Here is a 10,925-nt window from a genome sequence, read left to right as displayed (position 1 = left end):
GCAGATTGTTGATCTGCATGGTGCGGAACTTGACCAACTGCTGACGCATGCGGTGCAGTGCGAGCATCGCCTGTTGCATCTCGGTCTTGACCGCGACGGACTGGCCGGGCAGTTGGACGGCTGTCCAGATTGCCCGCGCATCCGCGGCATCTTTCTTGTTGCCGATGTTGAACGCTTTCACGTATTGCGGCGGCATCAGTCTGACCTTATGTCCCATCTGGGCGAGTTGGCGACCCCAGTGATGCGAACCGGCACATGCCTCCATTCCGATCAGACATGACTCGCGGTTGGCAAAATATTCCAGAAACCTTGAGCGCTTGATTGGCTTGTTCACGATTTCACCGGTCTGCTGGTCTACGTGATGAACCTGGAACACGCTCTTGGCAATATCAATTCCGACTGGCGTAAGTTTCATTTTGGATCTCCCGGATCGGGTGGAAACATACACATGATATTTCGGCCCGTAAAAGGCGAGCGGGAGGCGTCCATTCCATTGAACCGGGCCCGTTGGCCCGTTGCCACGATGGCGCGGCTGCTGGGAGTCTCGACCAGCGGTTACTACGCGTGGCTGGTGCGGGAGCCATCAAGGCAGTCACGTAGCGATGCCCAACTACTGACACGCATTCGTACGCTGCATGCGAGTTCGCGGGGTACGTATGGGGCGCCGCGCATCCATGCGCAACTCGCGCGCGAAGGCGTGCATGTGGGACGCAAGCGAGTCGCGCGCCTGATGCGCATTGCGGACCTACGGGGAGCAAGCCGACGGCGCTGGCCACATACGACGCGCCAGCGTGCGAGGGCACGGCGTGCGCCGGACTTGGTGCGCCGGCACTTCAATGCTGAAGGGCCGAACATACTGTGGGTCGCAGATGCCACCTACATCCCGACGACAGAAGGCTTCCTATATCTGGCCGTGGTGCTTGATGTTTTCAGCCGGCGCATCGTCGGCTGGGCGATGTCGAACCACTTGTACACTGAACTTATGTTGCGCGCGCTCGACATGGCGCTTCAGCAGCGACGCCACGAGGGCGTCATCCTGCATACCGACCAAGGGTCCCAATATACGTCGATTGCATTCGGGCGACGTTGCCGCGAAGCGGGTGTGCAACCATCGATGGGTACGGCCGGCGACGCCTACGACAACGCAATGTGCGAATCCTTCTTTGGGACGCTTGAATAGAGAACGACAATTATCTTGGCCGGTCCTTTGACAGTTACCTTGGCCGGTGGTGAGGAGTCAAAGGCGGCGTAGCCGCCGGAGACGACGAACTACCGGCGGCGCCGGAGTAGCGGGGTTTTACGATGGCTGATCGCGTCGAACAAGAAGCGAACAGTCATGCCTGGAACCTACGTAACGGACCAGCAGGTCCGACTCTATATGAGCAAGCGCAAACATCACACTCAGGAAGTCGCCGCGGCAATGGCGGGCACGAGCGTTCGCACGGCCCGGCGCATCGAGCATGACGGCCGGCTGCCGTCGCAGAAGTCATCGCGCGCGTGGCGTACACGTCACGATCCGTTCGCGGAGGTCTGGGAGAGCGAGGTCGTGCCATTGCTGCGCCACGCGCCCCGGCTCAAGGCCATCACGTTGCTGTGCAAGCTGCAGGAGGCGCATCCGGGCCTCTTCCCTGACAGCATGCGGCGTACGCTCGAGCGGCGCGTCAGCCAATGGCGCGCACTCGAGGGCCCTGGCAAGGAGATCTTCTTCCCGCAGCAGCACTTGCCCGGCGTGCAGGGGCTCTCGGACTTTACCGACATGCGGGATTTGCGCGTGACGGTCGCCGGCGCGCCCCTCGATCACCGGCTCTATCACTTCGTGCTCGCGTTCTCGCACTGGGAATACGCCTATGTCGTCGAAGGTGGCGAGAGCTTCGAGGCCCTCTCCACCGGATTACAGAACGCGCTGTGGCAGGCCGGCGGCTGCCCGCATGAGCATCGCACCGACAGCCTATCGGCAGCGTTCAAGAATTTGCAGACTGAAGAGGACTTCACGGCTCGCTATGACGCACTGCTGGTGCATTACGGCATGGCCGGCACGCGCAATAACGTCGGCGTGGCCCATGAGAACGGTAGTGTGGAATCCTCGCACCGCCATCTGAAGGAGGCGATCGACCAGGCGCTGATGCTGCGTGGCCATCGCGACTTCGACGATCGTGCTGCCTATGAGGCGTTTGTTCGCGACGTCGTCATGCGCCGTAACCGTCGTAACGCAGCGGCGTTTAACGCTGAGCGCGAACATTTGCAGGATTTGCCCGCACATCGCACGACCGACTTCATCGAAGAGGAAGCACGCGTGACACGCTGTGGCACCTTCACCGTGCGGGGCATTCTCTACAGCGCGCCGTCGCGCCTGATTGGTCACCGTCTGAAGGTGCGCGTCTATGCCGATCACCTCGACTGCTATCTGTCCGGCGCGCTCGTGCACAGCACAGCACGGGGCTCGCATGCGGCCAATAGCCGCCGTCGCAAGCTCGACTACCGGCACTTCATTGAGGCGCTCAAGCGCAAGCCCCAGGCGTTCAAGGGGCTGGCGTTTCGCGACGACTTGTTTCCGCGCGAGGCGTACCGCCGGACGTGGGAGCGGCTTGAGGCTCGGCTCACGCAGCGCGAAGCCTGCAAGACCATGGTCGGCTTACTGGAACTGGCCGCGAATCACGGAGTCGAGGCCGTTCTTGCTGAGCGGCTCGAGGCGTTGCTCGCCGCGGGCGAGCTGCCCGATCTCGAGCAACTACAGAATGAATTTGCGCCGCGGCAGGCGCAATGCCCAGACGTGGCTGTGGACATGCCGACGGCCGCTCTCTACGACACGCTGCTTGGCAAGGAGGCATCGGTATGAACGCGCCCGCAATTTACGATGCCGCCCGTATGGGGCTGATGCTCACCGAGTTGCGCTTGCCGACGATCGCGCGGTTATGGTCCGAGTTCACACAGCGCTCCGACAAGGAAGGCTGGCCATCGACGCGCCTGCTTGGCGCGCTGCTCGAGCACGAACTGGCCGAGCGCGCGAAACGGCGCATCGAGCGGCATCGCGTCGAATCGCATTTGGACCCAAGCAAGACGCTCGAGGCCTTCGACTTCGGCTTGGTACCAATGGTGTCCAAGGCACATGTAATGGCGCTCGCGAGCGGCGACTCGTGGCTCGAGAAAGGCGCCACGATCCTGCTGTTTGGGCCACCTGGACACGAGACATAATGCTCATCTCCCTATGTCATTGAAGATCAATGGATAGTTGATTCGGATCACCTGATTGCGGCCCCTCGATTGCACCTCTTGCTGTGATCAAGGCTTCGACATCGACGCGCCGTAAAATCCACGGTGCGCCAAGACAGGCCTGCGTGGCAGGCAATCGCTTGATGCGGATCAGCCGAAACACGGTCGGTGCACTGACGCCTAATAGCGCCGCGACTTCCGAAACGTTCAGTTCATCGCGCTCTTGCCGCTCTCCTTCGCGATAAGCGGCTATCGCGTGGTCCTTGCGCAAGATACAAATTCGCGCCGCTGTCCATGAAAGCCCTTTCGCCGTGCGTTTTCCTAAACGATTAACGACAGCAGCAATGCCTTGGTCGGCAAGCGTTCTCGCCAAGGCTCGAACGATGTCGATCGTGCCGACGTCAGTGGCCCAGCGATGCTGACCGGCCCGATTCGTTTCGAATTCGAGCTCAGTGTGATCGCCCCCTTGCCAGTGTAGGAGTACCCGGATGGTGTGGTCCTGCTTCACAACGACAATCTCTTTGAGCACGGTGCGCAAGATACGTTTCTTGATTTCGATGGCACTGGCAGGGTGATTCCACAACCTGGGAAGGTCAGTGCCTAATCTCATGAGCTCGTCGCGCGCGGCGGCGCTGAGTGAGTCTGCGGGTTGCTCGCGGAGCGAATCTAGTTCGCCCTGCCGCTGCGCTTGCGTTGCCAATGCGTCATTCCACCGACGCTCAAGCTCAGAAGCTACGAGCCGGTTATCGGGATCGATAGCGTCGTACTGCCGACGCGCCCGAGCAGCCTCGTATCGCGCCTGCTCGAGCGCCAGTTCCTTGTGCCGGACTCGCTCATCCTCATTCAGGCGCTTGCGTTCAATTGCGTCCAACGATGCGCGAATTCCCAATGGTTCAAGTCGGTGTAGAACCTCCTCAGCAACGCGCTGGTCTACGCGCACCGCACCGAATGAGATGCAGCGTGGGCCGCCATGATTGATCATGCTGCCCTGACAGCTATAGCGCCCGATGTCGCCCTTGGTGCCTGAATACGCGACGTGCAGCTTGCGACCGCAATGACCGCAACGGATGAGACCGGCCAGCAGCGTACCGCCACGTTTGACCGCACCCCGGACCATGTTGCCCTTCATGTTGGCATTGTCGGTGATCAATTTGCGATTGCTCTCGTACTCGTCCCAGCTAATGTATCCCGCGTGGTGTTCGACGATCAAGACCTGCCATTCTTCGCGATTGACGTGCGTGCCACTGTACAGCCGCTTGCGACCGCTCTCAATGCGCACAATCGTCTTGGTCTTGCCGAACGCGTATGCCCCGCCGTAGGTGGGATTCGTCAGCACATGCCACAGGGTGTTATAGACCGGTAGTTTCCAGACGATATAACGTCCCTCCGGACCATAGCTTGCCGCCGGTAACTCAATGCGCTCCTCTCGAAACCAGATTAACACCTGCCTTACACTACCAAACTCCCGAAACTTCCGAAACACCAGATCGAGCGCTTCACCAATACGTCGATCTGGATCCTTCTCGATGCGGTTGTTCGAAACACGCATATAGCCAATCGGTGCGGTCATGAACAACTCGCCTCGCTTGGCCTTCTGATCCAACGCGCCTTGGGAGCGTTGGCGAAACGTGGAGAGTTCCATCTCAGATAACGTGCCCTTCATGCCCAGCAGCAGGCGGTCGTTCGGCTCTCGCGGATCATATACACCATCTTCATCCACGAGGATCGTTCCGACGAGCCGACAGAATTCAAGCAACGTGTGCCAGTCACGCCCGTTACGCGCGAGCCGGGACGCTTCGATACAGAATACCGCGCCAACCTCGCCGCTACAGAGGGCGGCCAGCAGCCGCTCGAAGCCGGGCCGATGGATACCCGAGCCCGAGCGGCCCAAGTCGTCATCGATGACCGTCACCTTAGGCCAGCCCAGCACACGGGCGCGATCGGCGAGCCCATACTGACGTAACTGGCTCTCACGATTGTGCTGCACTTGGTCCAGCGTCGACTGGCGAACGTAGACATAGGCGAGGCGCGAAAGATGCTCAGCGCGAATCTTGTTCATCGCGCACCTCCGTCTCGATTGCGTCGATCACCGACTGCATCAACAGCGTTAGTTGCGCCACTACGTCCGCCAACACCTCTTCCGGCAGAGCCCCTTCCTCGCTGTTCCCCTCGAACAGATCGTGCTGCCTCATCACGTGTTTGCGCATCACCGTATCCTCTGTGCGTTGACAACACAGAAGAAGATAAGGCGGCGTCGACCAGGCGTTGTAGTTCGACTAACACCTCGCACGGCAATTCCGGCTGCCCGACGATAGACATGCGAGCTGCTGCTTCGCCGGTCATCCATGGCGGAAGATGAGCGCGAGTGCCATCGGGTTGCATAATGATCAGATACGACTCGCCTCGATAGCGATTCATTCCAACGACATTAATGCGCTCACCGAAGCGGGGGTGAAACGGATAGCGGACAACGATGTCATCGCAATGATGATGGGCAGTGTGTTGCGGGTTCGCCGGGTGCCGGGAAGAGCCATTTAGGCTCCGGCATTGGTCATGCGCTGATCGACGCCGGGTACCGGGTGCTGTTCACACGCACCGGCGAAATCGTGCAGAAGCTGCAGGCGGCACGCCAAAGCCTGCAGTTGCCATCGATGCTCGCCAAGCTCGATCACTTCGATCTGATCATCCTGGATGACCTGTCGTACGTCAGAAAGGACCAGGCCGAAACGAGCGTGCTGTTCGAATTGATTGCGGAAAGATACGAGCGTCGAAGCCTTCTCATCACGGCCAACGCCGCGTTCTCCGGCTGGAATGATGTCTTCCCCGATCCCTCAATGACGGTCGCCGCCATCGACCGACTGGTCCATCACTCGACGATCTTCGAGCTGAACGTGGAAAGCTACCGGCGTCGCAGCGCCGACGACAACAAGCGCGCGCGGCGGCGTCAATTACCCCACCCCGAATCGGAAGGAGCGACAACTATGCCGAGTTGAGCAGCGACAACTAACCCCGTCGACCGGCCAAGATAGTTGTCGCCCGGGCGGCCATCGTAATTGACAATCTACACTTGAAGCAGAGCTGCTGTTGCGCGAACACTTCGCGACCCATGAACAAGCACGGCGGGGCATCTTCTCGTTCTTGGAAGGTTGGTACAACGTACGCCGTCTGCATAGCAGCATCGGATATTGTTCGCCGCTCGAATTCGAAAAACTCAACGAGAAGCTAGAAACCGTGTCGTCCTGCGGGTTGCCCACCGCCGGGCAGCGTCGTGGTCGTGAGAAGCGACCCGCCGCCCGTCCGTGGACAACCCGCGAATCAACGCTTAACGGAGGCCGGACCACAATGAATTCCTGACTGCGAATCCGTCCGTCCGACCGGGTCAACCTCAGTCCACGCGATGAGGCCAGAGAGGTTTCATGCGGTTGTCCCTCGTTGTTGATGAGCTATAGTAACCGACCAACGATGGTTGCTGCCCTGTACCTAGCGGCGCCTGCCTTGACTTCGAATGCGCGCGAATAAGCTGGAAGGACACCGAAAACAGAGAGTCCTAACGGCCCACTCAGCTGACTCAAGTCTCAGCGATGGAACGCTGTGTAGAGGGACTCGCCGAACGAGCCATCAGAGATGCCTTGCGCGCAAAACGCCGCGTTGCCTAAAACCGAATCAACGGTCGTTTGCTGAATGATGGCGGGACGTAATCCTGAAAATACGAGTTATCAGCATTAGGGTGACTGTTCGGACTGGGAGGAGTAGCGCTGCGGAACCAGAAGAGGTTCTCGAAAGCTGCAGAGCGGCTCGCTCTCGCCTTGTGACTCTGTCACCGTTTTGTGTCGCCCGGTTGGTCTGCCCCCTCCGGCATGCGCCGAAGGACACTACCATCTGTTGTGCACCATGCACTGCACTCGCCTGTCAGCGAAGATTCTGCGAAAAACAAGAAACTTGAGAAAATTGAGAAACTAGAGTATTCTTGCCTCATATCGAACGAGGCTCTGCATGCTGACTTGGACCGATCCTATCGTCCCCATTCCGTCTACCGAGACAAGCGCTTTTCGCAGGCTCACCCGTACCGTGGCTCCAGATCGGGCAGCGGTGAAAGAGCAACTCGTCCTGCTCGACAGGATTTCGCAAACGGCATACCTTCGATATGCGAATACGGTCCTGCTTCGGGCCATAGAGGTTGATCCAGAGTTTTCAACGCCGTGGAGCCGCAATGCAATCATCTTGCGGGCCGTGGTCTTGCGTCGATGTCTGGCCGAGTTGAGGTCCAGGACGCTGAAGGTGTTGGCATCCGATATTTGTCTGGCAAAGTCGGAAACAGGTGGTGCACATGCGATTGCGAAACGTCGCAATCCCTTGGGTGCTCCGCCGCAAGCTGCGTGAAGGGGGCTTTATGACACAGGCCACGAAACAACGAGATGACGGGTCAGAACTCAAGATCCGAGCGGCGCTTGCTGGCAGCTATTCGGGCGACGCGCAACAATTGGTGCGCGACGTAGCGGAATCCTTCGCGTCGGATATTGAAGGACGACTGCAGCTGGATGTGCCCGAACTGGCCGACAGAAAGGTCCGGGATATGTTGCGACTCGTTCTCGTTGAACGCTTTTCGACAATTCTTGGCGCTGTTCCCAGTGGGACTCCAGTCGAGGTCTTGTCGTTGCCTGTAGCCAACCTGAAGCCCTCCGAGGTCATCGAGCAACGCAAAGTACGGATGTCGCTCGCGAGCCTGTATCGCTCGGTGGAAGCGAACAAGTTCTATTGCGTGGTGCCTTCAGGTCAGAGCAACGGTCGTGAATTTCCGGCGTGGCAATTCGTAGAACCCGTTCCTGAACTGCTTCAGCCCTTGCTCGTTGCCCTCCGAGGGGCCTTGCGAACTGAGGTTCATGCTTTCCTCGTGACAGCACAGGACGCGCTGAACGAACTCTCACCCGCCGAACTTCTCGCGGGCATCCCGTTCGAGACGCGTTCATCGCTGCACCCGAGTCAACGGAGACTGCTGGAACTGCCTGCGAGCGAACGTCTGCGCAGAGTCCTAGCACTGGCCGGCGAGCTCGGCGAAAGCATGTCCGCCTGAATGGCCATCAATGAGCGACAATCACAAGTTAATAGCCGAGCCACCGCAGTATGTACGCGATCGTTTGCCATCCCCGGAGCAATTGCGTGAATGCTTTTGCAACGAGCCCTTCGCTGAAGTTGGGGATGCACAGGTATTTCGAGCGGCCTATGTTCCTGAAAGCGTGCTCCCCAAACACGTGAAGCGCGCGTATCGTTTCGGGCCACCGTCCGAACTGATTGCGAAGGACGGCACGATGCCGTTCTGGTGGTTATACGCGGCCCACAACGTGGAGACATGCATTTGGGAAGCGCAGTTCTGTAAAAACGACGTCCGGCGGCCGGGGACATTTTATATGGACCCATACGCCGTGGAGCACGGAATCATTGCCGAGCTGCGGTTTCCTCGCCCCTTGCGGCTGTGGAACCTTAATGGCTCTATCTCCAGCCGTCTCGGCATTTTCGACGAACTGTCGAGTCCCGACTATGAGTGGTGTCAATGGTTTGGCACTTACATGGATATTGCGATAGAAGCGGTCAACGAAACAATGCGACCGGATGGATTCGTGTACCCGTCCCGGCGGCACAGAGGCTTTACGGCGATCGCGGTTTCATCTCGCGTTCTGCCTACGCTGCGAGATGGCATCGTACGAACCGATATGCCGTTCTCGAAACATCCCGACTTCGAGAGGCTGACCTACGATCATCTCAAGGTCGCTGCGCCTGAGCAAGACGCTGTATAGCTTATCGTTGCCTGACAGCCGCTCTCCGACCGGAGCGAGTTCACTTGCTCCATCGGCCCACGGGCGAAGCGCCCGGTAGATTGTGGTTCGGCACTAAGCAACTCATGACGAATCCTCGAGCCTCGAATTTATGCGAAGCTGTGCATAAGGCCGAGGATCGCGTCTAGCAGGCTGTTGAAATGGTTTTGTCGCGGTAAGGGGAAGATGACGAACAAACGGCAGTATAAGTAGGATTGCTTATGCTGCCAGTAAGTAAAACTGCTGGGCATGAGTGCACCCCCGGCGTCAGAATAGTTGTCGTGTTATCTGATTCTTATAGAATGGTCCCGGGACGGTAAAATCGGAATGAATGAAGCCCTACTCAGCAGAAAGAAAAGAAGCGCTGGTGCGCCGTATGATGCCGCCAGAAAATGCGCTGGTTTCGGCGCTGGCCAGAGAAACGGGGATTACAGAACAGACGTTGTACATGTGGCGCCGACAGGCCAAGGGCCGAGGAGTCGCAGTGCCGGGTGACGGGAAGAATCCCGAAAGTTGGTCTTCGGAAGACAAGTTTGCGGTGGTGCTGGAAACCGCGCCGCTCAATGCAGCGGAGTTGGCCGAGTATTGCCGCCGCAAAGGTCTTTATCCCGAAGAGATCGCGGCGTGGCGGGCTGCTTGCCAGGCGGCCAACGCGAATGCTGCCGAGCAGGCGCGCGAGCAGCGCCATCAGTCGAAAGACGACAAGAAACGCATCCAGCAACTTGAGAAGGAATTGCAGCGCAAGGAGAAGGCGCTGGCGGAAGCGGCTGCGTTGCTGATTCTGAGAAAAAAATCTATGGTCACCCCCGTATTTGCAACCTTGATTTTTGACCTTGTGGTTGGCTTGCTTAAATCTATCCGGCGTCGTTGTGGGGATAACTCCCCGCGCCACGATGAGAGTCGCGCCTGACGATCCTGAAAAGCCCATCGGCTTCGAGAGCCAATTTTTTTGGCAGGTTGTTCGTCAGGCCGGTGTGCCGTTCACGTCATCAAATTTCAGCGATCGCAAAACCAGATGGGTAGACTTCGGTATAGCGGTAAGCGGGGGCGGCTGCTCAGCCCGATAGGCAAAGGCACTTCCAGTTCGCCCCGGCGTGCCTTGTTCTTGATCCCGCCTTGCAGCCTGCCCTTGAGAATATGAAGCTCAGCCTCGCTCATGGCGCCCTTTAACCCAAGCAAAAGGCGATCATTAAATTGACCAGGATCGTAAATTCCATCTTCGTCCAGAATCAAAGTTTGCGTGAGCGATGCAAGTTCGATCAGGCGATGCCAGTCTGCATTATTGCGCGCAAGGCGCGACACTTCCAATCCCAGCACGATACCGGCGTGACCATTGGCCACCTCGGCGACCAGGTGCTGAAAGCCATCTCGCTCCTGGGCGCTGGAACCGGACATGCCGAGATCGTTATCGACGACGTGAATACGCTCGATCGGCCAGCCGAGCGAAACGGCGCGATCGCGCAGCGCATATTGCCGCTTCGTACTCTCGGTGTTCTCGAACACCTGCCGAAGCGACGACTGTCGAACGTAGAGGAACGCATCACGGCGCAGATGTTCAGCGGTGACCTTCAGAGCGGAGTTAGTAGACATGGGCAAGCTCCTCGTGGGTGCGCAGTACGAGGTTGGCGAGCACGCGAACAAGCGCGCCGTTACCCCGCACTGAGTTGGAAGCAGGCACGGTCGGAGTGGGAGCCTCAATGCGCGAAGCATCCGGGCGTTGGATCGCCAGCCCGTGCAACAGGCCATGAAAGCGTATGGCCGCGTGGCCTTCTGAGTTAAGACCTGTGCCGAGCAGATCGGCCCGTAGCGCTTCGTAGCGAGCAAGCGCTGACGATGGCGGACGGAATTGAGGCGAATCGTCTACGGTTTTTTTTTGCGTGCTAACGCGCGTTCGATACTGCGTGG

The 10,925-nt window shown here is 58.7% G+C and carries 9 protein-coding genes and 6 pseudogenes; 9 read left to right on the top strand and 6 right to left on the bottom strand.

What is annotated here, in order from left to right; all coding sequences use genetic code 11:
* A partial coding sequence (locus AWB67_RS32290) for an IS110 family RNA-guided transposase (protein WP_125477773.1) occupies nt 1-415 on the bottom strand: 415 nt, incomplete at its 3' end.
* Between AWB67_RS32290 and AWB67_RS32285 the strand changes: the two are divergent.
* From AWB67_RS32285 to AWB67_RS32275, 3 genes and pseudogenes are all read left to right on the top strand, one after another.
* Nucleotides 362-1,177: pseudogene (locus AWB67_RS32285) on the top strand (IS3 family transposase); the annotation flags it as partial. The gene AWB67_RS32290 and the pseudogene AWB67_RS32285 sit on opposite strands and share 54 nt — an antisense overlap.
* A 159-nt stretch (nt 1,178-1,336) precedes the next feature.
* Nucleotides 1,337-2,836 (top strand): IS21 family transposase, encoded by a 1,500-nt coding sequence (istA, locus tag AWB67_RS32280; RefSeq protein WP_087660123.1) that lies wholly within the window; start codon nt 1,337-1,339, stop codon nt 2,834-2,836.
* Nucleotides 2,833-3,180: pseudogene (locus AWB67_RS32275) on the top strand (ATP-binding protein); the annotation flags it as partial. The gene istA and the pseudogene AWB67_RS32275, both read left to right, overlap by 4 nt.
* A 28-nt stretch (nt 3,181-3,208) precedes the next feature.
* On the opposite strand, the gene AWB67_RS32270 reads toward AWB67_RS32275, so the two are convergent.
* From AWB67_RS32270 to AWB67_RS43860, 3 genes and pseudogenes are all read right to left on the bottom strand, one after another.
* A complete protein-coding gene (locus AWB67_RS32270; RefSeq protein WP_087660122.1) occupies nt 3,209-5,269 on the bottom strand; it encodes a recombinase family protein in 2,061 nt (686 codons plus the stop codon).
* Nucleotides 5,250-5,417, bottom strand: coding sequence for a hypothetical protein (locus tag AWB67_RS41040; protein WP_159965038.1), 168 nt, complete (start codon nt 5,415-5,417; stop codon nt 5,250-5,252). The genes AWB67_RS32270 and AWB67_RS41040 overlap by 20 nt, the downstream gene beginning before the upstream one ends.
* 55 nt (nt 5,418-5,472) lie before the next feature.
* Nucleotides 5,473-5,685 (bottom strand): annotated as a pseudogene (locus AWB67_RS43860) (DUF5372 family protein); the annotation flags it as partial.
* Nucleotides 5,686-5,717: 32 nt separating this feature from the next.
* Here AWB67_RS43860 and AWB67_RS32260 point away from each other — a divergent pair.
* From AWB67_RS32260 to AWB67_RS40020, 6 genes and pseudogenes are all read left to right on the top strand, one after another.
* A pseudogene (locus tag AWB67_RS32260) lies at nt 5,718-6,203 on the top strand (ATP-binding protein); the annotation flags it as partial.
* 82 nt (nt 6,204-6,285) lie between these two features.
* Nucleotides 6,286-6,564: pseudogene (locus tag AWB67_RS43540) on the top strand (IS3 family transposase); the annotation flags it as partial.
* Between the two features lie 639 nt (nt 6,565-7,203).
* Nucleotides 7,204-7,590, top strand: coding sequence for a hypothetical protein (locus AWB67_RS40025; protein WP_125477772.1), 387 nt, complete (start codon nt 7,204-7,206; stop codon nt 7,588-7,590).
* A gap of 10 nt (nt 7,591-7,600) precedes the next feature.
* Entirely contained in the window at nt 7,601-8,281 is a 681-nt protein-coding gene (locus tag AWB67_RS32250) for a hypothetical protein (protein ID WP_087660126.1), read from the top strand.
* A 10-nt stretch (nt 8,282-8,291) separates the two neighbouring features.
* On the top strand, nt 8,292-9,002 hold the full coding sequence (locus tag AWB67_RS32245; protein ID WP_125477771.1) for an RES family NAD+ phosphorylase: 711 nt from the start codon (nt 8,292-8,294) through the stop codon (nt 9,000-9,002).
* A 349-nt stretch (nt 9,003-9,351) separates the two neighbouring features.
* Nucleotides 9,352-9,813 (top strand): annotated as a pseudogene (locus tag AWB67_RS40020) (transposase); the annotation flags it as partial.
* A gap of 203 nt (nt 9,814-10,016) precedes the next feature.
* Here AWB67_RS40020 and AWB67_RS32235 read toward each other — a convergent pair.
* Complete coding sequence (locus tag AWB67_RS32235) at nt 10,017-10,610, bottom strand: recombinase family protein (RefSeq protein ID WP_235025456.1); 594 nt, start codon at nt 10,608-10,610, stop codon at nt 10,017-10,019.
* The coding region (locus AWB67_RS42350; protein ID WP_235025455.1) for a hypothetical protein at nt 10,600-10,925 on the bottom strand (326 nt) is incomplete at its 5' end. The genes AWB67_RS32235 and AWB67_RS42350, both read right to left, overlap by 11 nt.

Origin of the sequence: Caballeronia terrestris (assembly GCF_001544515.1) — a bacterium.
Classification (GTDB): Bacteria; Pseudomonadota; Gammaproteobacteria; order Burkholderiales; family Burkholderiaceae; genus Caballeronia; species Caballeronia terrestris.
Note: the sequence above shows the minus strand (reverse complement) of the source record. Positions and strands in the feature narration are given on the sequence as shown.

Excerpts from the sequence above, each read along its gene's own strand:
- istA (WP_087660123.1), top strand. The coding sequence starts at position 1,337 with ATGCCTGGAACCTACGTAACGGACCAGCAGGTCCGACTCTATATGAGC.
- AWB67_RS32270 (WP_087660122.1), bottom strand. The coding sequence starts at position 5,269 with ATGAACAAGATTCGCGCTGAGCATCTTTCGCGCCTCGCCTATGTCTAC.
- AWB67_RS41040 (WP_159965038.1), bottom strand. The coding sequence starts at position 5,417 with ATGCGCAAACACGTGATGAGGCAGCACGATCTGTTCGAGGGGAACAGC.
- AWB67_RS40025 (WP_125477772.1), top strand. The coding sequence starts at position 7,204 with ATGCTGACTTGGACCGATCCTATCGTCCCCATTCCGTCTACCGAGACA.
- AWB67_RS32250 (WP_087660126.1), top strand. The coding sequence starts at position 7,601 with ATGACACAGGCCACGAAACAACGAGATGACGGGTCAGAACTCAAGATC.
- AWB67_RS32245 (WP_125477771.1), top strand. The coding sequence starts at position 8,292 with ATGAGCGACAATCACAAGTTAATAGCCGAGCCACCGCAGTATGTACGC.
- AWB67_RS32235 (WP_235025456.1), bottom strand. The coding sequence starts at position 10,610 with ATGTCTACTAACTCCGCTCTGAAGGTCACCGCTGAACATCTGCGCCGT.